Consider the following 26,395-nt stretch of genomic DNA (forward strand, 5'->3'; position numbering starts at 1 on the left):
ATTACTCGATGGGTTCTTTCCAGTGGACAGTCACCGTCCCGATCACGAAGTCGTCGCCCGTGCTGGCGTCGCGGACGAACCGGAGCGTGTTGGTGCCCTCGACGAGATCCGCGCCGGTGATCGGGTCCATCCAGTACTGCCAGCCCGCGCCTGGCGGGATGTCAAAGCCCGTGAGCGCGTCGCCATTGACGAGGATTTCGTGGTCGTACGCCGAGACGTCGAAGACCTGGAGTTCGAGGTACGGGTCGACGACCGGCTCCGTGGGGACGGTGAACTCGAACTCCGAGGAGCGGTGGTTGCCGACGAACTCCGCCCACGACACGTCGAGTCCGTCGGCGCTGTCGCCGAGGTGTTCCTGGACGGTGAGGAGTGCGTAGTTCGCACGGGTGGGCTGATCCATTGTGTTGGCGCTCGTCCGTTGAGGTGGTAAGTCCGCCGTCTCGCCTCCTCGAAAATCTCTGATTTTTCGGACGACAGCAAAAGATGGTAGCATGGGCCGGCGCGAATTCGAATCGCGGTTACGGCCACCCGAAGGCCGAAGGATACCAAGCTACCCCACCGGCCCGCGGCCGAAACCACGAGCAGGAGCGTGTTAACCCTTCCGTCTCAGCGTGGTCCCGCCCCGAATCGACTACTCGACGGCGAAGTACCGATCCCAATGATGCTGACAGCCGGGATTGAACGCGCCGTCACACTCCGGACAGCGATGATCGCAGTCGAGGTACGCCGTGATCGAGAGCCGCGCGCCACAGCGTCCACAGAGCACGGCCCGTTCGTCGAAGCGTGCCTGCGGCCACCGGCTCGTCTCGTGGTCGGCGAGCACCTCGTGACACTCGATGCAGGGGTAGAACGTCTCACAGCACGGGAGCGCGATGGCGACCACGTCGCGGTCGGTCCGGTAGTGCCGACAGCGCGTTTCGGGGTCGACTTCGACCCCGCGGAGCGGGACGTCGAGTGCGTGATCGTCGGTCGTGTCGCCACGCCCGTCCCCATCGGACTGGTCGGTCATCAGTACTGCGTGTACCCCGCGGTGTCGAGCCAGTTGTGCGCGACCGTGATGGCGTGGTCGGCGTGGAGTCGCTCGGGGCCGAGGCGCACCCGCGCGTTCGCGATCCCCGCCAGCAGCTCGGTCTCGCCATCGGCGAAATCCCGGTGATCCGACAGCACGAACGCCGGATCGTCGGGCGGCTCGATCTCGCCGACGGGATCGCCGTCCTCGTGAAGCGTGACGACGGTGCTCCCCTCGGCGATCGTCTCCAGGATCGGCTCGAACCCGCGCCGAGAGAGATGGACGCCCGGCGAACTCTCGGTCTCCATGTGGCCGATGGCCTCCTCACGCGCATCGAGCGCGTTGCGGACCAGCGCGGCGGTCGAGCGTTCGTCGGGGTTCAGCCGGCGGAGTTCGCTACCCTCGAAGCGCACCGCGAACTCGTCGCCGAGCACGAGCCACACTCGAACGTTCTCGCGGAGATCGTGCGAGAGGAAAAACGCCGAGTTCACACACCGACAGAGCACGTCGAGCCGCCCCGCGCCGCCCGCGAGATCGTCGAGCGAGAAGTCGGCGGTCGTGGGGGCGTCGTGACCCAGTACGACGAACTGGCGCATAGTCTGCCTGGCGACCGGAAACGAATAGCGCCGTCGATCACCGACTCACCAGGTCAGCCCCTCGTAGGTGAGTCCCTCGCGCGGCTCGACGATCCGCCGGCCGTCGACCACTACTTGACTACTCATCTCGTCGAACGCGCCGTCGAGCGCTGCGAACTCGTCCCAGTCGGTGACCACGAGCGCGCCCGCAGCGTTCCGGAGCGCGTCGGCCGCCGAGTCGGCGTACTCGACCTCGGGGAACTTTTCGGCCATCGCGTCGGCAGCGACCGGATCGTAGGCCGCCACGTCCGCGCCGCGTTCGAGCAGCCCCGCGATGATCGGCGTCGCGCGCGACCCGCGGATGTCGTCGGTGCCTGGCTTGAACGCCAATCCGAGCACCGCGATCCGCTGTCCTTCAGGTGCGACGTGGCGTTCGAGCAGTTCGAGCATCCGCTCGGGCTGGCGGTCGTTGACGTCGACGATCGCGTCGAGCAGCGTCGGCTCGTATCCCACCGAGCGCGCGGCGGCCCGGAGCGCGTCGGTGTCCTTCGGGAAGCACGACCCGCCCCAGCCCACACCCGAGCGGAGGAACCGTTCGCCGATCCGGTCGTCGAGCCCGATCGCGTCGGCGACCTCGTACGAGTCGACACCGAACTCCTTGCAGACGTTGCCGAGCTCGTTGATGAGGCTGATCTTCCCCGCGAGGAACACGTTGTTCGCGTACTTCACCATCGCGGCCTCGCGCCGCCCGGTCTCGACGATCGGCACGTCATCATCGTTTGCGGCGACCAGCGGCTCGTACACCCCGTGAAGTCGTTCGAGTGCGCGATCTCGCGGGCTTCGCCCGCTCGATCCATTCGCGGAGCGTTGCTCCGCGCGGTCCCCGTCCTCAGTGCCGAACACGAGCTTGTCGGGTTCGAGGAAGTCCGTGACCGCCGACCCCTGGCTCTGAAACTCCGGATTGACCGCGACGCCGAACTCCTCGCCCGCACGCTTGCCCGAGGTCTCTTCGAGGATCGGGACGAGACGCTCCTCGACCATCCCGGGGATCACGGTGCTCTTGACCACGACGAGATGGTAGCCCTCGGTCGCGGCGAGTTCCTCGCCGATGTCGCGCATGCCGGCCTCGACCACCGAGAGATCGATGCTACCGTCCTCGCGGGTGGGTGTCTGGAGCGCGACGAACGTGACGTCGGTCTCGCGGAGAGCGGCGTGATCCGTGGTCGCGTGGAGCCGGTCACCCGAGTGAGTCGCGACGCGCTCGTCGAGGCCCGGCTCGTGGATCGGGGTTTCGCCGGCGTTCAGGGCATCGACGATGCCTTCGTCGATGTCGATTGCAACCACGCTGTGGCCGAGATCGGCGAGACAGGCTGCGACGCTCGTGCCGACGTAGCCGCTACCGACGACGCTGATGTTCATGCCGGCTCGTTCACCACCTCTCGCCTTGAGCGTTCGGATGGATGCCGATCCAGCCAGTACAACCCGTTCCAGAGCCGCGACCGAACCGATGGACAGATTTTTGCGACCCGGCGCTGGACGGGAGGACATGAAAGCTGTCGTACTGGCTGCCGGCGAGGGCACCCGTCTCCGGCCGCTCACCGAGGACAAGCCGAAGGGGATGGTCGAAATCGATGGGCAACCCATCCTCACGCACTGTTTCGAACAGCTCGTCGAGCTGGGCGCGAGCGAGCTCCTCGTGGTGGTTGGCTACCAAAAAGAGGTCATCATCAGCCACTACGGCGACGAGTTCGAGGGCGTTCCGATCACGTACGCCCACCAGCGCGAGCAGGCGGGGCTCGCCCACGCCCTCCTCACCGTCGAGGAGCATATCGACGACGACTTCATGCTCATCCTCGGCGACAACATCTTCGACGCGAACCTCACGGACGTCGTGGACCGCCAGCGCGAGGACCGCGCCGACGCGGCCTTCCTCGTCGAGGAGGTCCCGATGGAGGAGGCAGACAGATATGGCGTCTGTGACACCAACGACTACGGCGAAGTCACCGACGTCGTCGAAAAGCCCGAGAACCCGCCGACGAACCTCGTTCTCACCGGCTTTTATACGTTCACGCCAGCGATCTTCCACGCCTGCCATCTCGTCCAGCCCTCCGCGCGCGGCGAGTACGAGATCTCCGAGGCGGTCGACCTCCTGCTCCGCTCCGGACGGACCATCGACGCGGTCCGGATGGACGGCTGGCGGATCGATGTGGGCTATCCCGAAGACAGGGACGAAGCCGAACGACGCCTTCAGAAAAAACGTGGCGAGGCCGGTACTGAGACGGACGCGAATGCGGATGCGGACGCTGATTCCGGTTCGGAAACCGAGACGGCGGACGCGACCGGAAACGAGTAACGAATCGAACTACGCGGTGCGGAGCCGGTCGCGGATCGTTTCTTCGACGGTGTGTTCGGCCGACCATCCCAGAGCCGCTTCCGTGCGTGACGTGTCGACCGGGAACGAGTCCACGAGTGTCTCGCCCGACCGCGGATTCGGAATAATTTCGACATCGGCGTCGATGTCGCGCTCGTCGGCCGCAACGTCGGCGACTAGCTCGGCGAGCTCCTCGACGCTGGGGTCCTCGTCGCTCGCGAGTTCGTACTTCTCGACGCCGGTGTCGCCGCGGTCGAGCTGGCCGATCATTTTCTCGGCGCTGTCGACGTAGGCCCGCGCGACGTCCTCGACGTGGACGTAGTTGCGCGATTGGGTGCCCGGCTCGTACACGGTGAGCGTCTCGCCCGCGAGCGCGCGATCGAGGAAGAAGTTCGTCACCGTGCCCTTCGAGACCCGCTCGCCGTCGATCGTGTGATCGCCGTAGAGGTTGGCGATCATGAACTGGTGGGCCGGGAACGCTCCCTCCGAAAAGGTCTCGATCGCGCGCTCGTTCAGGAGCTTGGTGCGGCCGTACCAGTTGAGCGGGTCCCGGGGATGGTCGACCGTGATCGGGAACTTCTGGGGATCGCCGATGACGCCCATGCTGAACGGGAAGATCAGTCCCGTCTCGTGTTTTCGGCAGAACCACGCCACGTTCTCGGTCCCCTGCACGTTGACCTCGTAGGCGAGATCCGGATGGTCCGCACAGTCGTCGACGCCGCTGAGTGCGGCGAGATGCATCACGATGTCCGCACCGGCGAGTGCGTCTTCGAGCCGGTCGCGGTCGCGGACGTCGAGGTGTTCGACCGCGACGTCGCCGACCTGGCGAACGTCGCCGAGATAGAAGTTGTCGAACGCCGTGATCTCCCACTCCGAGTGTGCGGCCTGAAGCTGCTTGACGACACAGCTTCCGATGTACCCCGCAGCGCCGGTGACGGCGACGGTCGTGGTTCCGTCCTCGCTCTCGCTGCCGGCTTCGGCGTCGCGACTCTCGCTCATCCTGCGAACCTCTCGGCGAGATCGCGAACACCCTCGCGGAGCGTGTGCTCGGGGGCGAACCCGGTCTCGTCGAGCCGATCGAAGTTCACGTGATAGGAGGGGCCGGGATGTTCGTCTTCGAGGTACGTCACGTCCACCGTATCGATTTCCTCGCTAATGAGTGTAGCGACGTCTTCCACTCTGTAGTTCTCGTCGTTCTTCCCTACGTTGTAGACGGGTTTCGACCACGCGTCCGGGCGGAGTACGGCATCGCGGTAGGCCCGTGCGGCGTCGTCGACGTGGATGAACGGCCGCCAGTTCGAGCCGTCGCCGTACACGGTGAGAGGCCGGCCGGTGAGCGCGCGGAAGACGAAGTGGTTCACCACGAGGTTGAACCGGATGCCCGGCGCGTCGCCGTACACCGTACTCAGCCGGATCGCCGTCCCGTCCATGTCGTACTCGGCCGTGTACTCGGCGAGGAGCTTCTCGGACTCGTACTTGGTCTCGGCGTAGGGGTTGATCGGATCGGGGTCGACCGTCTCGTCGATGTCGGTGCTCGTCGCCCGGCCGTAGATGTTACACGAGGAGGCCACGACGACCCGGTCGACGCCGATCTTCCCGGCCGCGGTGAGTACGTTTCGCGTGCCTTCGAGGTTGGTCGCGTAGGTCTCCTCGCGGCGGTCGTGGGTGCTGTCTGCGCCGGTGATCGCCGCGAGATGGACGATCCCGTCGACGTTTCTGACTGCGCTCTCGACGTCGCCGTACTCACGGACATCGCCCTGTCGGAAGTCGACAGCCTCGACACAGCCCATCAGGTTGCGTGGCGAGCCCGCCGAGAGATCGTCGAGCACGACGACCCGATCGATCCGGTCGTCCTCGCACAGCAGCGGGACGAGCGCGCTCCCGATGTATCCGCACCCGCCGGTGACGAGGAGATCCATCAGTCCTCCCGGTCTTCGAGCACGTCCGGTAGGAACCGATCCTCGTGGGACGTGATGACCTCCGCCTGCTCGGTCATCGCCCCGAGAACCTCGTCCATTCCGGTCTCGAAGTCCACCGACTGGCCGTCGATCAGTTCGTCGTACTTCTCCCGCTGGATCTCCATCTCGTGGGTCTCGTCCTCCTCGCGCGGGTTCTCGACGTGCTCGACTGTGACGTCGAGATCGTACTCCGCGCCGACGTCGGCGATGGTTTCGGCGATCTCGACGATACTGATCGCGCGCGTCGTCTGGTTGTAGACCGTGTGGTCCTCGGGCCGGTCGTCGGGATCACACAGCGCCAGCCGCGCGAGACCCTCCACCGTGTCCTCCAGGCTCACGAACGGCTTTCGCTGCTCGCCTTTCCCATAGACCGTCAGTGGGTAGCCCGCGACCGCCTGAGCCACGAAGCGGTGGGCGACCACCCCGAAGTAGTAATCGAAGTCGAGGCGGGTGGCGAGCCGGTCGTCCGCGCGGGTCTCGTCGGTGCCGGAGCCGTAGACGATCGCGGTCCGGACGTCGCTCACAGGAATGTCGAACTGAGAGTGGGCGAGCCGGAGGTTCGCCGCGTCGTGGCTCTTGGTGAGGTGGTACCACGAACCCGCCATCGCGGGGAACGGAACCTCGTCGCGGTCGCCGTCGTTCTCCATCGTCGCCCCGCCTTCCGGGATCGGGAACTCGGGCGCACCGTACACCCCCGTGGTGGTGGTCTCGACGAAGTGGGTGTCGTCGAGCCCCGCTTCGTGGAGCCCCCACACGAGGTTCCGGGTGGCCTGCATGTTGTTGTGCTGGGTCTCGTTCGCGTGCTCGCCGTTGATCTGTGAGTACGGCGCGGAGGGCTGGGCCGCGGTGTGGATCACCGCGTCGGGCTCGTGGACCGCGAGCAACTGGTCGACGAACGCTCGATCCGTGAGATCGCCCTCGACGAACGAGAGGTTCGTGAGACCCTGCTCCTCGGCGGCCGCGACACGCTCCTCGATCGAGGTGACCGGCGTGGCGCTTTTCGCGCCAACTGACGCGACCCACTCGCGGCGCGCACCGTTGTCCACGCCGAGTACGCGCTCGCCGGTCCGCTTCGCGATCCTGAGGGCCGTTGGCCAGCCAACGTAGCCGTCCGCTCCGGTGACGATGATCGACATTGGTTACTCAATTTCTGAGTAACTACTCCGCCGACAAAACGCTTTCCCCTCGGATTTGGGTGATGTTCACACGAACAGCCTGGTCGAAAAGTAGATCGTGGGTTCGATCGTGGTTCACGCCAGCCGATCGGCGATCCCCGCAGCGATGGGCAGCCGGGGGGATTCGCCCTGGTAGGCTTTGACCATGAGGTACGCCCACGCGACGAACCCCCCGACCGCGGCCACGAGCCAGACCAGACCGAGGACCAACGAGAACAGGCTCCCGACGAGGAACCCGCCAGTGGACCCGCTGAACGTCGCCACCGACACCACCGTCCCGAGGAACGTCAGCGCGGTGTACGCCACGAGAAGAACGCCGGTGAACGCGATGCTCTGGGCGGCGTGCCACCGCACGAACGGGTCCTCTCTTTCGATCAGATAGAAGATCAGTCCCGAGACCATTCCGAACAGGTACGACAGCGCGCCTGCGGTGTTGCTGTCGAGTCCCGTGTCGTTCTCCACGGCCGCTGTGGGCTCGTTCTCTACGTCGATGTCTTGTGTGCTGCTTGCCATTGGTTGCTCCGCTGTGTGATGGGTGTTCGTCCGCCCGTACCAACGCCGGCGGGATCGCCGCCAACGGGTATGTTAAAGCGTGTCGTGGGGTTATACTCACCGACCGAGATCGTCTCACGACATGAGACGATCTCATCACGTGAGACCGTCTCACTCGATACGTACATTCCTGTACGCGTCCTCCGTCCGGGGGAGCCTCCGTGGCTCGGGAACACAACACATGGAACTCGATGCATTCGTGGACGCGCACCGACCGATCGAGTCCGGCGAGTCGTTCGAACTCGAGAACTCGAAACTGCTCGACGTCTCGCTCGATGGACGCGTACTGGGGAAAGCGGGATCGATGATCGGCTACACCGGCGACATCTCCTTCGAGCGGCAGTCGAGCGGCGGGCTGAAGGGGATGCTCAAAAAGCGGATGACCGGCGAAGGGGCCGTGATGATGGCGGCGTCGGGCACCGGCCACCTCTATCTCGCCGATCAGGGAAAGGAGGTTCAGCTCCTGGAGCTCGACGCCACCGACGAGATCAGCGTGAACGGCAACGACGTCCTCGCGTTCGAGGAGTCGGTGACCTGGGACATCAAGATGCTGAACTCCATCGCGGGGTCCTCCGCGGGCGGAATGTTCAACGTCTATCTGAAGGGCCCGGGTCACGTCGCGATCACCACTCACGGCAACCCGCTCGTGGTGCCGACGCCGGTCCGGACCGATCCCAACGCGACCGTGGCATGGAGCGCCAACGTCTCGCCCAGCGCGAACCACGATCTCTCCCTCAAGAGCTTCCTCGGACGCTCTTCGGGCGAGACCTTCCAGCTCGAGTTCGCGGGTCACGACGGGTTCGTGATCCTCCAACCGTACGAGGAGATCAACCCGGATCAGAGCGGCGGTGGCGAAGAGAGCGCCGGCACCGGTCAGGGGATCAGCGTCAACGACTTCTTCTGATCGACAGCGAGCATCCTTCGAGAAACCAGGCCAAGGACACTCACCGTTCCGACGACGCCGCTGCGAAGACAGCGTTCTCTCCGGTGACGCCGTTCTCGACCCTCGTCGCAGTAGGCCAAAAGACATAAGTTAGTGTCTACTAAACTCCTGATTGGAGGGAGCAAACAAAAACGCGCTGATTGGAACGATGGATGCATACCGCTGGAATGATCCTCTATGCATCTACACGACGGTCGAGTTCCGTTGCTGCACACAGGCCAGGTGAGTTCCTGTCCACTTTGGCCACTGGCATCGGTTGCTCACCCATGCCACTTTGAACGGCACTTACCCGTACTGCACTTACCCGTACTGTATTTACGAGACCCGCTTCCAGAACTGATCTTCCAGGGATCGAGATGCGTGATCGGGGATGTGATGCCCACCTTCGGCATCGCGGTCGTACCCACCGATCTCCGGAGAATTTGCAGAGGCTAACAAAAAATTCAGCATCAGATATTATGTTGTTTGCTACGATACACGAACGTCGGACATGAGATCCGTTACGTCGGTTCGATCCGTGATTCGAGAGGGATCGATCCTCGCCACGCCGGCGGTGGAGTTTCAGGCAACGATGCTCTCGGTACTGTTGGTCATCATCGCTCTGTACGTGCTGGCAGTGGTGTATGACTCGTACTACTCGCCCTGGCCCGGGGATACTGGCATCCCTTTTCCACGACCCGATCCGTGTCGATTTCACAGACGAGTCGCACTTAGACGCGCTACAACAACGATTTAGTAGCCAGACAACTAGGAGTCGATATGCCGAGCGCGAAGGCGGAGGATTACATCAAGGCGGTGTACCAGCTCCAAGACGGTGACGACCCGGTTGCCACGTCGGCCGTTGCCGATGCGCTTGGCGTCACAGCGCCGACGGTGACGGCGACGATGAAGCGGTTGCAAGAACAGGGTCTCGTCGAGCGCGAGGAGTACAAGGGCGTGCGACTGACCCCCGAGGGTGAGCTCGTCGCGCTCGAAACCATCCGCCATCACCGACTGCTCGAACTGTTTCTGACCGAGCATCTGGGGTACGACTGGACCGAAGTTCACGACGAGGCCGACCAGCTCGAACACCACATCAGCGAACGACTCGAAACCGAACTCGCGGCCGTCCTCGAAGATCCGAGCGCCGACCCGCACGGCGCGCCGATTCCGACCGAGGACCTCGAACCAACCGACGCCGACGACGATCCGCTCTCGGAGTACGACGAGGGCGAGACGGTGGTCGTCACACAGGTGGCCGACAGCGATTCGGCGGTGCTCGCCTACCTCGCCGACGCCGGCATCACGCCCGGCACCCGTCTCGAAATCACCGAGATCGCGCCGTTCGGGATGCTCACCGTCGCGTCCGACGACGCCGACGACACCGTCTCGCTCCCCACGGAAATCGCGACCGCCATCCGCGTTCGCGATACCGACTCCGAGCCGTCTGATAGCGAGATGACGCTGGCTGGGTGATCGTCGCTGTTTCACCGCGACCGACCGCTGTATCGACGGTTGAGAGCAGAGAATCCCGAGAGTGAACCCGAGCACGAACGCTGTCCAGACGGTTCCGGACAGGCTCCGCGTCCCGTCCCTCTCGGCCGACGAGTGATCGTGATGTACGACTGGCAGCGCCCATCGGAGCTTTCGTTCGACCGGCCATGACTTTTAGCCCAGTCTAATCTTGGAGTTAGGACGGAACCTTTATCCCCTTTGCATTTCCACAATCGTGTGAGATGAACGGCACACTTTGTGTTGACTCCCGACTCGATTCCGGCTTCGATGGCTGGAATCGCCGCGAGGGAGTGTCTGAACGATGATCGCCCTCCAACTCGGCCTGCCGGAAGGCCTCGGTATCCTCGTCGGCTCCTGGCGCGAAGCCTTCGTGCAGGTCTCGGCCTTCGTCGGCGCGACGATCCTCCTGTTCAGTCTCGTCCAGTATCGGTTCGACGGCCAACTCACCGAGTGGCTCAAAGAGAACGAACGCGCCCAACCCCTCACCGGCGCGTTGCTCGGACTCACCCCGGGCTGTGGCGGTGCCATCATCGCGATGCCGCTGTACATTCGCGGGACGGTTAGCTTCGGCACTGTCGTCGCAGCCCTTGCAGCGACCGCGGGCGACTCGGCGTTCATCATCCTCGCGCTCGCCCCCGAGGCAGCGTTGTACGCCTACGGGATGGCGTTCGTCGCAGCGGTCCTGTTCGGCTACGCCATCGACATCTTCGGGCTCGGCGTCGGCTACGTCGACAACGCGGTCGAGCGCATCGGTCGCCCGATGACCGACGGCGGGTTTTCGACGACGAGTGTCGCCCACGGTGGCCCGAGCATCGCCGACTACGACGGCCCCGACGGTCACGACCACGACCACGATCACGGCAGCGATATGCCGAGCTACCTGCCGAACTCCGGGCTGCTCGAACGCGCGAGTCACGCGATCCACGTTCTGTGGTGGATCGTCCTCGCGGGCGGACTGGTCGCCGGCGTGATGTACCTCGCCAAAGGCGCTCAAGAGCCCGCGTGGGAGCTCGCGGCCACGTACGACGGCCTGTTCACGATCGCTGGCCTCCTCGGCACCACGCTATCGTTTTACCTGTACTTCGTCGGCAAACACTACATCGGCGAAGGCGAGACCGGCCGCATCATGGATTCGTTCGACAGCCTGTACAAGACCTTCCAGCACTCCGCGATGGAGACCGCGATGGTGACCGTGTGGGTCGTCGCTGGCTACCTGCTCTACGAGTACGGGCTCCTGCTCACCGGACTGGATATCGCCGGACTCGCGGCAGCTGCGGGCATTCTCGCGCCGATCGCGGGCGCGGTGCTCGGCCTCATCCCCGGCTGTGCGGCCCACATCGTGTTCGCACAGCTGTACGCTCTCGAAGAAGCCATTCCGTTCTCGGCGCTCGTCGCGAACGCCATCAGTCAGGACGGCGACGCGCTGTTCCCGTTGATGGCGATCGACATGAAGGCCGCCATCATCGCGACCATCTACACGACGATCCCGGGCGTCATCGTCGGGGTCCTCGTCTACTACCTCTGGCCGTACGCCCAGTTCGGGTTCGGGGTACTCGGATGACGGTCGTTCCGATTCACAGCACCCGCAACGTACGACCAGCACGAACGGGACGCTCGGCGCGAACGGGATGCGTGAGGGGTGACTGACGTGTACGAACACATCCTCGTTCCGACGGACGGAAGCGATCCCGCAGCCGCTGCCCTCGGGCACGCGCTCGGGCTCGCCACCCAGAACGATGCGATCCTCCACGCCCTGTTCGTCATCGATACCGACAAGAGCTGGCTGACGGTCTCGCGAACCGAGGTCGACGACGCGATCAGAGACATCGGGCAGGAAACCAGCGAGCAAGTCCTCGGCGAGGTCGAAGCCGCGGCTGCGGATGCCGGCGCCGAACTCGTCACGGAGGTGCTGGAGGGGACGCCCGACGAACGGATACTCACGAGTGCCGCCGACGACGACGCCGATCTCATCGTGATGGGAACACACGGTCACTCGGGGCTCCAACGCCGTCTCCTCGGGAGCGTCACCGAACGGGTCATTCGAGGAGCCGATGTCCCCGTCATGGCGGTCAGCGTCGCCGACGAAGACACCGCCTGAAACGGCGTAGTTACTATCCCAACGTCGGCTTATTAACAAAAACTATTATTATAACCCGCTATTCTGGCAGCTAGTTTGATAAAAGTGCGGTTCGTAGCGTCGGTAATGGACTCGGGCGAAACGACCACGAAACTCTCCGTTCCGCGGATGGACTGTCCCTCGTGTGCGGGCAAAGTCGAGAACGCCCTCGATCGACTCGCCGGCGTCTCGTCGTACAAAACTCAGCCGACAACTGGCACGGTAGCCATCACCTACGACACGACGTCCGTCGAGAAGACGGATGTCGTAACTGCCATCGAGAGCGCCGGCTACGACGTCACCGACACCACGAGCGAAGGAACGACCGACGGCGGCGCGAACGACAGCATCTGGACGAGTCCGCGCGCGCTCAAAACGTGGATCAGTGGAGGATTTCTCGCGCTCGGCCTCCTCTTCGAGTTCGTCCTGGCAGCGCAGAACGCCGCGGTTGGAACGGTCCTCGGGAGTGAACTCTTCGTTGCCGATATTCTGTTCTTGATCGGCGTCGCGGTCGGGGGCCAGGAAATCCTCCGGAACGGCTACTACTCGGCGCGAAACCTGAACCTCGACATCGACTTCCTGATGTCGGTCGCCATCCTCGGGGCGCTGGTCGCGAGCCTCGCGTTCGGCGAGGCGCTCTACTTCGAGGCCGCGACGCTTGCGTTCCTGTTCAGCGTCGCCGAGCTGCTCGAACGCTCCTCGATGGACCAGGCCCGCAACTCGCTCCAGGAGCTCATGGATCTCTCGCCGAACGAGGCGACCGTCAAGCGAGACGACGGCGAGGAGACGGTCCCGGTCGAAGACGTCTCGGTGGGCGATGTCGTCGTGGTGCGACCGGGTGAGAAGATCCCGATGGACGGCGACGTCGTCGACGGCGATAGCGCGGTCAACCAGGCCCCGATCACTGGCGAGAGCGTCCCGGTCGACAAAACCACCGGTGACGAAGTCTACGCCGGCACGATCAACGAGGAGGGGTACCTCGAAATCCAGGTCACGTCTGCGGCCGCCGACAACACCCTCTCGCGCATCGTCGAGATGGTCGAGGACGCCCAGTCGAACAAGACCGAGCGCGAGCAGTTCGTCGAGCGATTTTCAGCGTGGTACACGCCCGTGGTCGTCGCCTTCGCCGTCCTCGTCACGCTGGGGAGCCCGTTCGTGCTCGGAACGGCGTGGTCGACCGCCGTCGTCTACGGACTGACGCTCCTCGTCCTTGCGTGTCCGTGTGCGTTCGTGATCTCGACGCCCGTCTCGGTCGTGTCGGGCATCACGAGCGCGGCCGACAACGGCGTGCTCATCAAGGGCGGCAACCACCTCGAAGCGATGGGTGCGGTCGACGTCGTCACGTTCGACAAGACCGGGACACTCACGAAGGGCGAACTCACCGTGACCGACGTCGTTCCGCTCCACGGGAACACCGAGGATGACGTCCTCCGGTGTGCACGGGGACTCGAAGCCCGAAGCGAGCACCCGATCGGCGAGGCGATCGTCGCCGAGGCCGGGAGCGCGGACGTCGCCGAGCGCGAGATCGACGACTTCGAGGCCATCACGGGCAAGGGCGTTCGGGCCGAGCTCGACGGCACGCCACACTTCGCCGGCAAGCCCGGCTTGTTCGACGACCTCGGTTTCGATCTCTCACACGTTCACGCCACGACCGATGGCGGAGTCGTCACCGAAACGACGCGCCAGCTCTGCGAACGGCACAACTGCCTCGATCTGCTGGAGGAGACGGTGCCCGAACTCCAGTCCGAAGGGAAAACCGTCGTGCTCGTCGGAACTGAAGACGAGATCGAGGGCGTCGTCGCCGTGGCGGACGAGGTGCGCCCCGAGGCCAAACGCACGATCGCCCGGCTGAAGGATCTCGGCGTGGAGCGCACGATGATGCTCACGGGCGACAACGACCGCACCGCGCGCGCGATCGCCGAACAGGTCGGTGTCGACGAGCACCGCGCGGAGCTGCTTCCGGACGAGAAAGTCGAAGCTATCGAGGAACTGGTCGAGGAGTACGATGGGGTTGCGATGGTCGGTGACGGAATCAACGACGCGCCGGCGCTCGCCACGGCGTCGGTCGGCATCGCGATGGGAGCCGCCGGAACCGATACGGCGCTCGAAACCGCGGACATCGCGTTGATGGGCGACGATCTCGCGAAACTCCCCTACCTCTACGAACTCGCGAACGACGCGAACGGCGTCATCCGCCAGAACATCGTCGGGAGCCTCCTCGTCAAGGCCGGGCTCGCGGTCGCGGTCCCGTTCGGCTACGTCCCGATCTGGTTGGCGGTGCTCGCTGGCGACGCCGGGATGACCGTCGGCGTGACCGGCAACGCGATGCGGCTCTCACGGATTCGGCCGGACCTCGCAACCGACACCGCCGAACGGAGCGAGTGACGCCGGCACTACCCGCTTCCGGACCGACGCTTCGTCTCGATCGTGGCCCTGGGCAGAAAGATGGCCACACCGTTGTCGAAAAAGTCAGTATCTTTTCGGGTGTGTCGATACCGCGGCGACGCTCTTCTGGAATCAGAACGAGAGATGCGAGGACGAACTCGGTTCGTCGTTGCCGACGCCGCCGTCGTGCAGATACGTGTAGTTGCCGTCGGTCAGGAACGCGCTCCCGTCGGCGACCGTGATCTCGACCGGCGGGAGCGTCGTCCCGGCGGCCTCCCCGTTGTCACACTCGCCGGAGCAGGCGTCGAACATCGAGCCGTGTTTCGGACAGATGATTGTCCCGTCGCGCATCGCTGCCCCCGTTCCGCGGTCGAGGCGCTGGTTCTCGTGGGTGCAGTTGTTGACCCAGCCCTGGATACCCGGCTCGTCGTCACAGCGGACGAGGATGAGTTCCTGCTCGTTGGTGAACGCATCCGCCGCCGTGAACAGGTAGGAACCGACGTCCGGCACGTCGGCGACGTCGGCGATGTGTGCTCCGTCGGGCATTGTCCGAGAGACGGGCTTTCGCTGTAAAGTTGTGGCGCTCAACGGTGACCGTCCGGTGAAGACGAGAGCGTTTACAGGAAGCGCAGCAGCGAGTGATTCGCCGCCACGAACCCGAGGAGGAGCGTCACTCCGTAGAACCCTGCCACCAGCGTGACGTGACTCCGACGGTGGTTCACGAGCCCGAACACGGGCGTCAGAACTATCGGATACCAGGGCGACCACTGCGTGAGAACGACCATCGACGTGATCGCCAGTGTTACTGTCGCCAGCACGATCGGATCCGACTCGTATCGATAGACGACCACGAGAACGAGCGCTCCACAGACGAGCGTGGCCGCGACGAGCGGCGTGATCCCAGCCGTCACTGCAATCGGGCTCGCGTTGAACTGTGGGGTTTCGCTCAGGTGTGTGAACCCGGGAATCGACAGCACGAACGACGCAACCGATGCACCACCGAGCACACCGGCGAGCCCCAATCGCCAGTCCACCGTCCAGTTTCGCGCCCGCACGTACCGGACGGTGACCACAACCGCCAGCGGACCGAGATACCAGAGCCGGTAATGCAACGAGAGTGCGGCGACGAGCGCCAGCATGGCAACGCCGTCCCGCCCCTGTCGGTACGCAAGAATCCCGTACAGCGCTACTGCGGCAGCGATCGGATCGAAAAAGCCGTTCAGTCCCCAGAACACGTAGAGGGGCGCAGCCACGAGGAGGACGCTCCCCACGAGGACGGGACGATAGCTCCCACGCAGCGTCCGGGCGAGCAGCCACGTCGCACCCACGCCGCCGAGCCCGAAAGTCACCACCATCGCGAGATTGACTACCGACGCGGGGAGTAGCCCGAGATTGTTCACCACACCGAACGGTAAGAACAGCAGTAACGACCCGAACGGGTAGAGATACGGGAGGGCAGCCCAGTTGACGAACGGCCGCAGCGCACCGAACTCCCACTGACCGATCGGTGTCGTGAAGACCTCCGGACCGATGTTGAGGAGCGCCCACGCGGCGTAGGCGTGATGCAGATGGTCGGTGTACAGCGAGTCGAGCGAGTAGGCGGGCGGCGAACCCAGAAAAACGGCGACGATACAGACAGCCACCGCGAGCCAGGCGCAGACGCGTTTGAGCGGGTCGGCGGCGAGAAACCATCGACGGAACAACCGGTCGAGCGACCGATAGGCGGTGGCGATCACGACGGTACTGCGGCGAGGAGTCACGTGAGGATTATGGCCGGATCGCCGGCGGCTCCCCTCGTCGGCGTATCCACGTGGTCCAGAAATGCCCGTTTGCGGCGTCGAGCGCGACTACACCCCGGGTAGGAGTCCGAGCTCTGTGTCGATCGGTGTTCGCGTTGCTTATCAACCACCGACTGAAGATCTAGACGGATGGGATCGCGACTCGACGCCCGATTGCTCCTCCCGATCGCGCTGTTTGCGTGCCTCGTTCACGCCGAGTCTCTCGACCTGTGGTTCGTGGCTACCGATACGTTGCCGCTCATCGAGACGAATCGAGTGTCGAATCCGGCAGCGATCGGCACGCTGTTCACGCAGCCGCTCATGGCCGGCTCGGATTTCGCTTCGATGGCGCTGTTCTATCGACCGGTAGCCAGCCTGACGTACGCGATCGATCACGCGCTCTGGGGGCTCGATCCCTTCGGATATCACCTCACGAACGTCGTTCTTCACGCCGTTGGGACCGTTCTCGTGGTGGTCACGATCACCGAAATAACCGACCGTCCCCGCGTCGGCTACCTGACGGGGCTGCTGTTCACCGTTCATCCCGTGACCGTCGAAGTCGTGCCCGTGATCGCCCGGCGGCAGGACATCCTCCTGGCGATCTTCGTGTTGGGAACGATCTCGCTGTTCGTGCGCTGGCATCGTCGGTGGCAGCGACACCGACGCCAGAACCGTGAGTGGACGCTCCGGCCGTATCGTCCGCTCATCGCCGCACTCGTCGCGTACACGCTGGCGCTCGGATCGAAGGAAACCGCACTCGTCGTGCCGGCTTTGCTGCTGGTCTGGGCTACTCTCCAGCAGGACGAGGGGCCCATGCAACGACTCCGCGCCGGTCTCACTGCGATGGGATCGTTCGCGGTGGTCACGCTTCTCTACGCCGCCGTCAGGGTGGCGGTTCTCGGCGGTCTCGGTGGCTACCACTCGCCGTTCGGGGGGTTGCCGTCCTACACGCTCGAAAACGTGTTGCTGACCGCTGGGAAATACGTCCTCTGGACCGTGCTGCCGGTTCAGTTCAACGCAGCGGGAACGGACGCGACGACTCTGTCGGTCGGTCTGGTCTTCGTCGGCGTGGTGGCGCTCGGCGTCGTCGGCTTCGTCGTGCTTGCCGGACGCGGCTGGTTCACCCGCGGGCGACACACCGTCTGGCGGACGATCACGGCGATCGGCTGTCTCGTCTCCTTGGCGGCGATCCCGTACGTCCTGGGGGTCGGCGCAGAGACGCCCACTCGTCTCGACCCGCCGGCACTCGTCGAGATCGTCGTCCCGATCCTGTTCGTTGGTGGGTGTGGTGCGGCGATCCTGACGGCGATGCTGAGCCGTGAGCCGCTCACCGCTGCCACGCGTCGACAGCTGCTCTTTTTCGGCTGCTGGTTCGTTGGTCCGCTCGCCGGTCTGCTTTTCGCCAAGCAGATCCTTCTCCAGCCGCTGTCGTTCGGGTTCGGAATTCGCAACGCGTACAGCGTCCTCGTCCCGGTGTTGGCCGGGTTCTCGCTGCTCGTGATTGGTTGTGTCAACCGATTCCACACCCATCTCGAACACACGCCCACGATCGGCGATCGTACGGGGAACCTCACAGCCGTGTCCGTGCTACTGGTGGTTCTCGTATCGATGGGTGCCGCCTCTCCGGCACTCTCCACAGACCGCGGCTGGGAAGCTGCGGGCGAGCTCAACCAGCGCTCGCTCGACGCGGTCAGCGACGACCTCGCGGACACACCGAACGCTACGGTCGTCTACCTCGTCGACTATCCGAACAAGTTCGACGCCCGAAACGCGTCCGGACGGAACGCCCACTCGGTGACTCCACTCCTGTCTTACTCGATCGAAGCCTGGCTCTCGCTCGATCGATCATCCCCGTCCACTCAGGTCCGTCTGGTCCGGCCACGAGCGGTCGAGTCGGTTCCACCGCAGCTATCGTCCGCAACCCAGGCCCGTGACGACGTCGTCGTCGTGCGTGTGACCGATGACGAACGCAGTTGACTGACGGACACAATTGACCGACGACCGCAGCCACCAGCCGTGTGCCGTGAGTGTTGACGCAGGACGATCGGCTGTGTCTGATGGACGCAATCGAAAGCCTACACCACGAGTCTGCAGGTCGGGCCAGACGACTGATCTCGACTGGGCGTGGTTCCGTGACGATCAGAGCCGGTACATCCCGAGGAAGGCGACGGCACCGACCGCACTCACCACCGCAACGAGCGGGAACGCAGCGCCGAGGCCGAACCGTTCGGCGGCGACGCCGAACAGCAGGGGCCCGATCGCGCCGCCGAGCGACCCCGCCGTCAACATCACCCCGAACAGACTCCCGCTGAACCCGCGTTCTGAGTACTGGGAGGTGATCGCGTTCATCGCGGGCAGGGCAGCCCACATCGCAACGCCGAGGAGGAAAAACCATCCGAACAGCACGATCGGCACCAACGGCACGACCGCGGTCGCACCCAGTACGATCGTCGAAGTCGCGAGCGCCCCGAAGCCGAGGGTTCGCCGATCCATGCTGTCGGCGAGGGAACCCGCGGCGAGCGAGGAGATCCCGGCACCGACGAGCATCCCGAAGAAGATCCCGTTGGCGACACCGGCGGTCGTGCCGGCGTGTTCGACGAGAAAGGACGTGACGAACGTCCGGACCGCGCCGAGTTCCGTGGCGATCGCGAGGTTGGCGAGAAACAACACTGCGACCCAGGGTTCGAGCGGCACCGAAACCAGCCCGGAGAGACCGGACCATCGATCCCCGGTGTTCTCGCTCGTCCGCGAGGCAGGGCTCTCGTCGGTCCCGCCGTCGGGTTCGACCGGGGCTGCGTCGTCGGAGCGGTGTCGGGGCCGGAACACGGCCAGAAACACCATCGCATAGACGACACCGACTGCCGCGCTGACCGTGAGCGCGAACCGCCAGTCGAACAGCGTTGCCAAGCCCCCGATGAGTGCCGGGGCGAGGGCGGTACCCACGACCCCGCCGAGTCCGTGGATTCCCATCGCCTTGCCTTCGGTAGCGCCGGTTTCGAGATCGCTGATGATCGACATGCCAGAGGGGTGGTAGGTGCTGCCCCCGATGCCGGCGATCACTTCGGCAGCGACGAGGGTCCAGTACCCCTGTGCGCTCGCTGCGACGAGGATGCCGGCCGCGAGCACGACCATGCCGCCGGCGAGGAGCCACCGCTGGCCGATCCGGTCCGCGAGCACGCCCGCGGGCAACTGAAAGATCGAGTACGTGGCGAAAAAGACGGTCAGCAACGCTCCAGCCTCGCCGTAGGAGATCGCGAAATCGTTCACCAACAGCGGCAGGATCGGCGGGAGCGCGACGCTGTAGAACTCGTTGACGGCGTGTGCCACCGTAATGAGCCACACCTCGCGCGGGTTCGACACCGAGACCAGGCGCGAGGTGAACGACCGCGACATGTGATTGCTCCTCCGTCGTATCCAATGAGCGTTGGCTTTCCGGGGCGGGTGGATCGAAGATTCGGCGGACGGCGGTGACCGGGACGCAGACCTCAACCCGCGCCAATAGTGTTAACGCCCCTCAATCGTATCGCTAGACGATGGAGCAGGGAACGGAGCGCGAACGGGAGGCGGTGCGGGAAGCCTGGGACGCGATCGCGGCACGGCGGGCCAGGACGGATGCCCTCCTGCTTGGCGGCGTGCTCGTCGGTAGTGGCCTCCTGATCGTTGCGTTCGCTCTGCTGGTGCCGCTGGAACTGTGCGTCCACGGTGCCGGGATCGATGGATCGATCTGTACGACCCAACAGCTCAGCCGCGAAGCCATGCTCCTCGCGCTGATCGTCGGGGGAATCATGACAGGCGGTGGTGGGCACCTGTTCTGGCAGAACCTTCATCACCCGAACTGACGTTTCGAACGGGTTCGGTAGGTGCGAAAGTTCCGATCGCCGAACGGGAACCAGCCCGCTCTGCCGCCTGCGGAAGCTGCTTTGACGTCCATCGACAACACCCAGACGACTTCGTGGAACGCCCTCCAAACCCCGTTCGGTTGGTCGTGTACTGGGTCGGTCTCGCGCTCGTCCGCGCGGGGCTGATCGACCGGGAGCGAGCGCGCCGAACGACCGACCTCGCGTGGCCGCGGATCGTCACCGGCCTCGCGCGGATGTCGAAAAACGCCATCGACGTCGCGATGGTCGGCGTCGCTATCGGCACGAGTGCGATCACGGGCGTCGGATTCGCGGCCTCCTTTTGGGGCATCGCGTTCGCGCTCGGTGGCGGCGTCGCCAGCGGCACCATCGCGCTCGTCTCGCAGGCATACGGTGCCGACGAGAGCGGTGGACAGGCCGTCCGATCGAGTGTCGTGATCGTGCTCGCGCTCACGATCCCCGTCGCCGCGCTCTTCTGGTCGCTGCCAACCGAGCTCGTCGGCCTGCTCAGCAACGATCCGGCCGTCGTGGCCCTCGGTGCGGACTACCTCCAGGTCGTCGGGTTGGGGATCCCTTTCGCCGGGTTGAACCTCATCGGGAGTCGGACGCTCGTCGGCACCGACGACGCGTGGACGCCGATGGTCATCCGGGCCGGCGGAGCGGTCGTGAACATCGCACTCAACGCCGTGTTGATCTTTGGCGTCGGGCTCGGCGTCGTCGGTGCGGCGATCGGGACCGTGCTCGCGAACGTCGTCGTCACCACGACGTTCGCGCTCGGTTTCACGCACGGCCGCGTCCCACTGGTCGGGTCGTTCGAGGTGACGCTCGATCCACTCGGGACGTACGTCGATCGCGACACCATGCGTCAACTGGTCGAGATCGGCACGCCCATGATCGGCAAGAACTTGGCGTGGCGGCTGGGCGAGTTCCCGCTGCTCGCGATCGTCGACATCTTCGGGACGGCGGTCGCGGCGGCGTTCGTGATCGCGCTGCGGGTGCGGGACCTGATGAACACGCCGGGCTGGGGGTTCAGCCTCGCGTCGTCGAGCCTGGTGGGTCAGGAACTCGGGATCGGCGACGAGGCGAGCGCCGAAGCATACGGCCGCGACGTCATGCGGTTCGCGGTCGTGGTGTATTTCGTCTCGGCAGGACTCGTGTTCGTGTTCGCCGAGCCGATCGCGCTCGCCTTTGTCGGCGATCCGACCGCGCCCGCGCTGCCGATCACGGTGACGCTGATCTACGCCACCTGTGTCGGGATCGTGTTCCGCGGGCTCTCACGGACGGCCAGTGGCCCGCTCCGCGCGAGCGGCGACACTCGCTGGCCGTTCTACGGGCAGGTGCTGGGGTACGCGATCGCCATCCCGGTCGCCTACCTCGGCGCAGTCACGCCGCTCGGTCTCGCCGGGCTGGGGCTTGCGATCGTCATCGAGATGGTGGCTCCCGCGATCGTCAACTACTATCGGTTTTCGACCGGCAAGTGGAAAGCGATCAGTCGGTCGTACCGGCCGGCTGCGAGCTCCGGCGACTGATAGGGACGGTTGGCAGTCCCGATGACGACGCCGGGAAGCCGAGCGGCCGATCCCGAGAGGTGCGTCGTTACAGATCCTTGCCACCGTTGACGTCGATCACTTCACCGGTGATGAACGACGATTTCTCGTCCGCGAGGAAGCCGACGACCTCGGCGACCTCTTCGACGGTGCCGAGCCGTCCGAGCGGCGTGTCGTCCTCGATGCCTGCTTTCAGCTTCTCCGGGACGCCGTCGAGCATTTGGGTCGCGATGAATCCCGGGGCGACACAGTTCGACGTCGATCCCTCGTCCGCAAGCTCCAACGCCAGCGTCCGGGTGAACCCGAAGATCCCGCTTTTCGCCGTCGCGTAGTTGGCCTGTCCCATGTTGCCACCTTTGCCCACGATGCTCGAGATGTTGATCAGTCGCCCCTCCGCTGCCGCCGCGATGTCGTCGTAAAACGCCTGTGTGCAGTGAAACGCCCCGTCGAGGTGGATGTCGAGCACCGTGTCCCACTCTTCGTGGCTCATCTCGGTAAACAGCACGTCCTGGTTGATGCCCGCGTTGTTGACCACGACGTCCGCACGGCCGAACGCGTCGTGGGTCGTCTCCCGCATCGCCTCCACTTGCTCTTGGTCGGTAACGTCCGCTTGGATCGCGAGTGCACGCCCGCCGGCCGATTCGATCCGGTCGACGACCTCGTTGGCTTCCGTTTCCGACCGACGGTAGTTGACGACGACGTTCGCCCCCTGCGTTCCGAAGCACTCGGCGATTCCCCGTCCGATCCCGCGCGACGAGCCAGTCACCACACACGTTCGATCCTCCATGTGATACGAGTAGTAATGCATCCGATATGAAGATTGGGCCCAGTCACTCACGGCGGACACGGAGACCGCACCGATTCCGTGAGCGGTGTTCCGTCACCAATGGAGAAGAACTATCACGCTCTTTCGATAGGAGGCTGGTGTGCCAGTTCCAGAGCCACCGATTTTGGCCCTCGCCCCGCCACTGGTCGCCATCGTTCTCGCTATGGCGACGCGACAGGTACTCATCTCCCTCTATGCGGGCATCTGGTCGGGAGCGCTGATCGCCACATCGGGCAATCCACTCGCCGCGACGGCGCTGTCACTCGACTGGATCGTCGAAACCGTGCGTGACCCGTTCAACGCGACGTTTCTCGTGTTGATTCTCCTGATGGGAGCGGGTGCAGCGTTCATCTACAAGTCCGGTAGCATCCTCGCCCTCGAACAGTGGGTCGGCGATCGGGTCGAAACGGCCCGCGATGCGCAGGTACTCACCTGGCTGATCGGCATCTTCATCTTTTTCGACTCGTACACGAGCACGATCATCACGGGGAATGCGACGAAGGAGCTCGCCAACTCGCGGTACTCCTCGCGGGAGATGCACGCCTACGTGCTCGACTCGACGACCTCTCCCGTGACGACGTTCGGGCCGATCTCGAACTGGATCGGGTTCCAGGTCTCGGTCATCGCACAGGTCATCACTGCCGGTACCCTGACTGTTGCCGCCATCGGCGCGTCTCCCTACGAGCTGTTCTTACAGAGCATTCCGTGGAACATCTACTGTCTCATGGCCTTCCTCATGGTGGGACTCATCGCCATCACCCAACGCTTCTACGGCCCGATGCTCGATGCAGAGTGGCGCGCGCGGAGCGAGCGAAAAACGATGCGGGAGGGTGCGTCCCCGCTGTCGGACGTCAGCTCCGATGTCGGCGAGCCGAGCGAAACGAACCCGACGCTGGTGAACTTCTTCGCGCCGATCGTCGCCCTCGTCGTCGCCGGACTCGTTTCGATGTGGTGGCTCGGTGGTGGTGCGTCCCCGAGCGTTGGCATCGCCGAAGCCTTCCAGGAGACGGACATCGCCCGAGCGTTGCTGTTCTCGGCGTTCGCGTTCGCCGTCGTCGGGTTTCTTGGTACTGTGGCGACCGGCGCACTCGATCTCGATACGGCGAGCGACACGATCGTCGACGGGTTCAAGACCATGATGATCGCGGTGGCGATCATCGTTCTCGCGTGGACGATCGGTCTCGCGGCCGGACAGGTTGGTACCGCTCAGTACATCATCAACGTGGTGACCGGGAGTGGCCTGCCTGGCGAGACGCTCCCGATCCTGATCTTCGCCATCTCGGCGTTCATCGCGTTCACGACCGGCACCTCGTGGGGGACGATGTCGATCGTCACGCCGCTTGCGCTGCCGCTCGGCTACGAGACGGTCGGGGCAGAAATTCTCCCCGTTCTGTTGGGCGCGTTACTCGGCGGGGCGATCATGGGCGATCACTGCTCACCGATCAGCGATACCACGGTCATGTCGTCGATCTTCTCGGGATCGGATCACATCGATCACGTGAACACCCAGATCCCCTTCGCGCTCACTGCTGGTGGCGTCGCGGTCGTGATGTACACGCTGTACGCGCTGGGAATCACGTCACCAGCCGTGATCCTGCCCACCGCACTCGTCGTCACCGCTGGAGCCGTGTTCGTTCTCAACACGATCGACGCTCGCCGAAAGAACCTCCCGGCAGTGATGCCGACCGTCGCCGAAATCGAACGGGGCGAAACCGACTTCGGCCCGGATTCCGAACGCTCCTCGACCGGACTGTTGGAGCGGGCGTCGGCGAACTTCGAACTCGTGAACACGGTCTCGGTCGTCGCCGTCGTGGTGACGGTCGTCTACCTCGGATCCGTACTGGCGTTGGCCACGTTCAGCGGCTGAATCGGACTCTCATCGTCGATCACTTCGAGCCGTTTTCAGCACGGACCGCTCCGGCTGACGGAAGCTGGGTCGATTCGTCGCCATCGGATTTCCGAACCATTCGCACGCCACTCCATTAGTCTACACGAGAGCGTGGACGGCACGTTTTCGACGGTGGCGGTGACCGTCGCTTCGCTGGCGACCTGCAGGATTAAGCCCGGCGACGTTCACACTATCCTATGGACGTCTTCAGTACGGACACGCCGCTCATCGGCATGGTCCACTTGCCGCCGCTCCCCGGATCGCCCGGGTTCGAGGGCGACCGAGACGCGATCCGCGAGCGATTGTGTCGGGACGCCTCGGCGCTCGAAGCGGGTGGCGTCGACGGCATCATGCTCGAAAACTTCGGCGATGCGCCGTTCTATCCCGACCGCGTGCCCCGCCACGTCGTCGCCGACATCGCATCGCTCGCTGCCACGCTTCGCGACCACGTCTCGATCCCGTTCGGCGTGAACGTCCTCAGGAACGACGTCCACAGCGCGCTCGCCGTTGCGGCCGCCACAGGAGGCACGTTCGTTCGCGTGAACGTCCACACCGGCGCGCGCCTCACCGATCAGGGCGTCGTCGAGGGCATGGCCCACGAGACGCTGCGACTCCGCGAGCGACTCGACGCCGACGTCGCGATCCTCGCCGATCTCGACGTGAAACACTCCGCACCGCTCGCCGAGCGCTCTCTCACGGAAGAACTCGCCGATCTCGTCGAACGTGGCGGTGCCGACGCCGTCGTCGTGAGCGGGGCTGGAACCGGTGCGACCGTCGACGAAGCGTTTCTCGATCGCGTGGTCGAGTGCCGCGACGCCCGCGGACTCGATGCACCCGTCTTCCTCGGCAGCGGCGTCACCCCCGAGACGGCCCCCGATCTGCTCTCGGTTGCCGATGGAGCGATCGTCGGGACGGCGCTCAAACACGACGGCGAGACGACCAACCCGGTGGACGAAGCCGCGGTCGAGCGTGTCGTCGAGGCCGTTCCTTAGTCGTCCTTTTCGTCTAAGAACGACCGGACCACGGCGTCGGTCGGAAGATGACCGCGCGCACCCTCGGCAGCACAGTTGAGCGCGGCCGCACCGGCGGCGAACCGTCCCGCTTCCTTCGCCGACAGCCCGTTCAGCAACCACGCGTGGATCAGCCCCGCAGTGAAGACGTCACCGGCCCCCGTCGTGTCCGTGACAGCCACCTCGATAGCCGGAACGTCGACCGTCGTCCCTTCGTTGAGCAGCACCGCGCCCGCGTCACCGCGAGTCACGGCGGCCCGACCGACGCCCCGTCGTTCGAGCGCTGTGATGGCTTCGTCGCACCCGCCGAAAGACGATCGTGCGGCGACCGCACCGACCACGAAGAGATCGGCGACGTCGAGGAGGCGATCGATGGTCGCGGGCGACGTCCCGCGTCCTTCGAGCTCCGAGAGCGGGCCAGCGAGATCGAACACGAGCGTCGAGAGTTCACCGCGTTCACGAGCCGTCACGAGTCTGGACACGACCGCATCGGGCGCGTAGGCGCTCGTGAACACCACGCTTGCGTCGTTAACGTAGCTCATATCGGCGTTGTCGAGCCGGAGGTTGGGGACACTCTGGCCACCGGCGACGACCATCCGTTCGCCATCCGGTCCCCGCAGGATCAGCGTGTACGACGACGTTTCGGGGCCGGAGCGCACCCGAGTACAGTCGAGGCCCCGCTCTCGAAGATCCGTCTCGATGCGCTCGGCAGCGTCCGTCTCGAGCCGCGTGACGATCCCGGTCTCGCGCCCGAGTTCGGCGAGTCCGGACGCGACGTTCGCGGCGACACCACCGACGGCGGTGGTGTGATCCCGAACGAACGCTCCGCCGTCGGGCTGGGGGAGGTTCGACAGCGTGTAGATCCGGTCGACGACCGCACTGCCGACCGTGACGACTGCCGGCGACGACAT

The 26,395-nt window shown here is 64.8% G+C and carries 23 protein-coding genes, 1 tRNA gene and 1 pseudogene; 11 read left to right on the forward strand and 14 right to left on the reverse strand.

Translation table 11 applies throughout. The features are described 5' to 3' along the window. Window position 1: 1 nt before the first annotated feature. The 5 genes from PHA81_RS06240 to aglM form a co-directional block, all read right to left on the reverse strand. A complete protein-coding gene (locus PHA81_RS06240; RefSeq protein ID WP_005039392.1) occupies window positions 2-400 on the reverse strand; it encodes a hypothetical protein in 399 nt (132 codons plus the stop codon). Window positions 401-492: 92 nt separating this feature from the next. Next, window positions 493-565, reverse strand: a tRNA-Pro gene (locus PHA81_RS06245). 66 nt (window positions 566-631) lie between these two features. Continuing rightward, on the reverse strand, window positions 632-1,009 hold the full coding sequence (locus PHA81_RS06250) for a CHY zinc finger protein (RefSeq protein ID WP_005039389.1): 378 nt from the start codon (window positions 1,007-1,009) through the stop codon (window positions 632-634). Next, window positions 1,009-1,605: a tRNA (pseudouridine(54)-N(1))-methyltransferase TrmY gene (gene trmY, locus PHA81_RS06255; protein ID WP_005039387.1), complete on the reverse strand. Its 597-nt coding sequence runs from the start codon at window positions 1,603-1,605 to the stop codon at window positions 1,009-1,011. The genes PHA81_RS06250 and trmY overlap by 1 nt, the downstream gene beginning before the upstream one ends. A 45-nt stretch (window positions 1,606-1,650) precedes the next feature. Continuing rightward, on the reverse strand, window positions 1,651-3,003 hold the full coding sequence (gene aglM / locus PHA81_RS06260; RefSeq protein ID WP_005039386.1) for a UDP-glucose 6-dehydrogenase AglM: 1,353 nt from the start codon (window positions 3,001-3,003) through the stop codon (window positions 1,651-1,653). 127 nt (window positions 3,004-3,130) lie between these two features. On the opposite strand from aglM, the gene aglF reads away from it, so the two are divergent. Beyond that, window positions 3,131-3,937 carry a UTP--glucose-1-phosphate uridylyltransferase AglF gene (aglF, locus tag PHA81_RS06265; RefSeq protein WP_005039384.1) on the forward strand — a complete coding sequence of 269 codons (807 nt, stop codon included), beginning with the start codon at window positions 3,131-3,133 and terminating at the stop codon, window positions 3,935-3,937. Window positions 3,938-3,946: 9 nt separating this feature from the next. Here aglF and PHA81_RS06270 read toward each other — a convergent pair whose 3' ends face one another. From PHA81_RS06270 to PHA81_RS06285, 4 genes are all read right to left on the reverse strand, one after another. Then, window positions 3,947-4,954 carry an NAD(P)-dependent oxidoreductase gene (locus tag PHA81_RS06270; RefSeq protein ID WP_005039382.1) on the reverse strand — a complete coding sequence of 336 codons (1,008 nt, stop codon included), beginning with the start codon at window positions 4,952-4,954 and terminating at the stop codon, window positions 3,947-3,949. Beyond that, on the reverse strand, window positions 4,951-5,874 hold the full coding sequence (locus PHA81_RS06275) for an NAD(P)-dependent oxidoreductase (RefSeq protein WP_005039380.1): 924 nt from the start codon (window positions 5,872-5,874) through the stop codon (window positions 4,951-4,953). Before PHA81_RS06275 ends, PHA81_RS06270 begins: the two co-directional genes overlap by 4 nt. Beyond that, window positions 5,874-7,049 (reverse strand): NAD-dependent epimerase/dehydratase family protein, encoded by a 1,176-nt coding sequence (locus PHA81_RS06280; protein WP_005039379.1) that lies wholly within the window; start codon window positions 7,047-7,049, stop codon window positions 5,874-5,876. Before PHA81_RS06280 ends, PHA81_RS06275 begins: the two co-directional genes overlap by 1 nt. A 114-nt stretch (window positions 7,050-7,163) precedes the next feature. Continuing rightward, complete coding sequence (locus PHA81_RS06285; RefSeq protein ID WP_005039377.1) at window positions 7,164-7,601, reverse strand: DUF4870 domain-containing protein; 438 nt, start codon at window positions 7,599-7,601, stop codon at window positions 7,164-7,166. Between the two features lie 220 nt (window positions 7,602-7,821). Here PHA81_RS06285 and PHA81_RS06290 point away from each other — a divergent pair, with 220 nt between their 5' ends. From PHA81_RS06290 to PHA81_RS06310, 5 genes and pseudogenes are all read left to right on the forward strand, one after another. Then, window positions 7,822-8,544, forward strand: a complete 723-nt coding sequence (locus PHA81_RS06290) for an AIM24 family protein (protein WP_005039376.1) — start codon at window positions 7,822-7,824, stop codon at window positions 8,542-8,544. A gap of 798 nt (window positions 8,545-9,342) precedes the next feature. After that, entirely contained in the window at window positions 9,343-10,038 is a 696-nt protein-coding gene (locus PHA81_RS06295) for a metal-dependent transcriptional regulator (protein WP_005039374.1), read from the forward strand. Window positions 10,039-10,378: 340 nt separating this feature from the next. Next, window positions 10,379-11,638 carry a putative manganese transporter gene (locus PHA81_RS06300; RefSeq protein ID WP_005039372.1) on the forward strand — a complete coding sequence of 420 codons (1,260 nt, stop codon included), beginning with the start codon at window positions 10,379-10,381 and terminating at the stop codon, window positions 11,636-11,638. Window positions 11,639-11,725: 87 nt separating this feature from the next. Next, window positions 11,726-12,175, forward strand: coding sequence for a universal stress protein (locus PHA81_RS06305; protein WP_049909794.1), 450 nt, complete (start codon window positions 11,726-11,728; stop codon window positions 12,173-12,175). A gap of 99 nt (window positions 12,176-12,274) precedes the next feature. Beyond that, window positions 12,275-14,578: pseudogene (locus tag PHA81_RS06310) on the forward strand (cation-translocating P-type ATPase); the annotation flags it as partial. 132 nt (window positions 14,579-14,710) lie between these two features. Here the strand turns inward: PHA81_RS06310 and PHA81_RS06315 are convergent. Together PHA81_RS06315 and PHA81_RS06320 are read right to left on the reverse strand one after the other, a co-directional pair. After that, window positions 14,711-15,124: a Rieske (2Fe-2S) protein gene (locus PHA81_RS06315; RefSeq protein ID WP_005039367.1), complete on the reverse strand. Its 414-nt coding sequence runs from the start codon at window positions 15,122-15,124 to the stop codon at window positions 14,711-14,713. 71 nt (window positions 15,125-15,195) lie between these two features. After that, entirely contained in the window at window positions 15,196-16,314 is a 1,119-nt protein-coding gene (locus PHA81_RS06320; RefSeq protein WP_005039365.1) for a hypothetical protein, read from the reverse strand. Window positions 16,315-16,506: 192 nt separating this feature from the next. Between PHA81_RS06320 and PHA81_RS06325 the strand changes: the two genes are divergently transcribed. Further along, window positions 16,507-18,333 carry a hypothetical protein gene (locus tag PHA81_RS06325; RefSeq protein ID WP_005039363.1) on the forward strand — a complete coding sequence of 609 codons (1,827 nt, stop codon included), beginning with the start codon at window positions 16,507-16,509 and terminating at the stop codon, window positions 18,331-18,333. A 162-nt stretch (window positions 18,334-18,495) separates the two neighbouring features. On the opposite strand, the gene PHA81_RS06330 is transcribed toward PHA81_RS06325, so the two are convergent. Continuing rightward, on the reverse strand, window positions 18,496-19,749 hold the full coding sequence (locus PHA81_RS06330) for an MFS transporter (protein ID WP_005039361.1): 1,254 nt from the start codon (window positions 19,747-19,749) through the stop codon (window positions 18,496-18,498). A 140-nt stretch (window positions 19,750-19,889) separates the two neighbouring features. Here PHA81_RS06330 and PHA81_RS06335 point away from each other — a divergent pair, with 140 nt between their 5' ends. Beyond that, on the forward strand, window positions 19,890-20,195 hold the full coding sequence (locus PHA81_RS06335; protein ID WP_005039359.1) for a hypothetical protein: 306 nt from the start codon (window positions 19,890-19,892) through the stop codon (window positions 20,193-20,195). A 113-nt stretch (window positions 20,196-20,308) separates the two neighbouring features. Next, window positions 20,309-21,742: an MATE family efflux transporter gene (locus tag PHA81_RS06340; RefSeq protein ID WP_049909785.1), complete on the forward strand. Its 1,434-nt coding sequence runs from the start codon at window positions 20,309-20,311 to the stop codon at window positions 21,740-21,742. A gap of 67 nt (window positions 21,743-21,809) precedes the next feature. On the opposite strand, the gene PHA81_RS06345 is transcribed toward PHA81_RS06340, so the two are convergent. Further along, entirely contained in the window at window positions 21,810-22,547 is a 738-nt protein-coding gene (locus PHA81_RS06345; protein WP_005039355.1) for a beta-ketoacyl-ACP reductase, read from the reverse strand. 139 nt (window positions 22,548-22,686) lie between these two features. Here PHA81_RS06345 and PHA81_RS06350 point away from each other — a divergent pair, with 139 nt between their 5' ends. Then, window positions 22,687-24,453, forward strand: coding sequence for a Na+/H+ antiporter NhaC family protein (locus PHA81_RS06350; RefSeq protein ID WP_241430236.1), 1,767 nt, complete (start codon window positions 22,687-22,689; stop codon window positions 24,451-24,453). Window positions 24,454-24,671: 218 nt separating this feature from the next. Further along, entirely contained in the window at window positions 24,672-25,466 is a 795-nt protein-coding gene (locus PHA81_RS06355; protein WP_005039352.1) for a BtpA/SgcQ family protein, read from the forward strand. Here PHA81_RS06355 and PHA81_RS06360 read toward each other — a convergent pair. After that, window positions 25,463-26,395 (reverse strand): carbohydrate kinase family protein, encoded by a 933-nt coding sequence (locus PHA81_RS06360; protein WP_005039350.1) that lies wholly within the window; start codon window positions 26,393-26,395, stop codon window positions 25,463-25,465. The two genes, PHA81_RS06355 and PHA81_RS06360, sit on opposite strands and share 4 nt — an antisense overlap.

Origin of the sequence: Halococcus sp. PRR34 (assembly GCF_028617175.1) — an archaeon.
GTDB lineage: Archaea > Halobacteriota > Halobacteria > Halobacteriales > Halococcaceae > Halococcus > Halococcus salifodinae.

Coding starts and splice junctions, on each gene's coding strand:
- trmY (WP_005039387.1), bottom strand. CDS start 1,605: ATGCGCCAGTTCGTCGTACTGGGTCACGACGCCCCCACGACCGCCGAC.
- PHA81_RS06275 (WP_005039380.1), bottom strand. CDS start 5,874: ATGGATCTCCTCGTCACCGGCGGGTGCGGATACATCGGGAGCGCGCTC.
- PHA81_RS06290 (WP_005039376.1), top strand. CDS start 7,822: ATGGAACTCGATGCATTCGTGGACGCGCACCGACCGATCGAGTCCGGC.
- PHA81_RS06285 (WP_005039377.1), bottom strand. CDS start 7,601: ATGGCAAGCAGCACACAAGACATCGACGTAGAGAACGAGCCCACAGCG.
- PHA81_RS06300 (WP_005039372.1), top strand. CDS start 10,379: ATGATCGCCCTCCAACTCGGCCTGCCGGAAGGCCTCGGTATCCTCGTC.
- aglM (WP_005039386.1), bottom strand. CDS start 3,003: ATGAACATCAGCGTCGTCGGTAGCGGCTACGTCGGCACGAGCGTCGCA.
- PHA81_RS06355 (WP_005039352.1), top strand. CDS start 24,672: ATGGACGTCTTCAGTACGGACACGCCGCTCATCGGCATGGTCCACTTG.
- PHA81_RS06315 (WP_005039367.1), bottom strand. CDS start 15,124: ATGCCCGACGGAGCACACATCGCCGACGTCGCCGACGTGCCGGACGTC.
- PHA81_RS06330 (WP_005039361.1), bottom strand. CDS start 19,749: ATGTCGCGGTCGTTCACCTCGCGCCTGGTCTCGGTGTCGAACCCGCGC.
- PHA81_RS06250 (WP_005039389.1), bottom strand. CDS start 1,009: ATGACCGACCAGTCCGATGGGGACGGGCGTGGCGACACGACCGACGAT.
- PHA81_RS06280 (WP_005039379.1), bottom strand. CDS start 7,049: ATGTCGATCATCGTCACCGGAGCGGACGGCTACGTTGGCTGGCCAACG.
- PHA81_RS06295 (WP_005039374.1), top strand. CDS start 9,343: ATGCCGAGCGCGAAGGCGGAGGATTACATCAAGGCGGTGTACCAGCTC.
- aglF (WP_005039384.1), top strand. CDS start 3,131: ATGAAAGCTGTCGTACTGGCTGCCGGCGAGGGCACCCGTCTCCGGCCG.
- PHA81_RS06345 (WP_005039355.1), bottom strand. CDS start 22,547: ATGGAGGATCGAACGTGTGTGGTGACTGGCTCGTCGCGCGGGATCGGA.
- PHA81_RS06360 (WP_005039350.1), bottom strand. CDS start 26,395: ATGTCGTCGCCGGCAGTCGTCACGGTCGGCAGTGCGGTCGTCGACCGG.
- PHA81_RS06270 (WP_005039382.1), bottom strand. CDS start 4,954: ATGAGCGAGAGTCGCGACGCCGAAGCCGGCAGCGAGAGCGAGGACGGA.
- PHA81_RS06325 (WP_005039363.1), top strand. CDS start 16,507: ATGGGATCGCGACTCGACGCCCGATTGCTCCTCCCGATCGCGCTGTTT.
- PHA81_RS06335 (WP_005039359.1), top strand. CDS start 19,890: ATGGAGCAGGGAACGGAGCGCGAACGGGAGGCGGTGCGGGAAGCCTGG.
- PHA81_RS06240 (WP_005039392.1), bottom strand. CDS start 400: ATGGATCAGCCCACCCGTGCGAACTACGCACTCCTCACCGTCCAGGAA.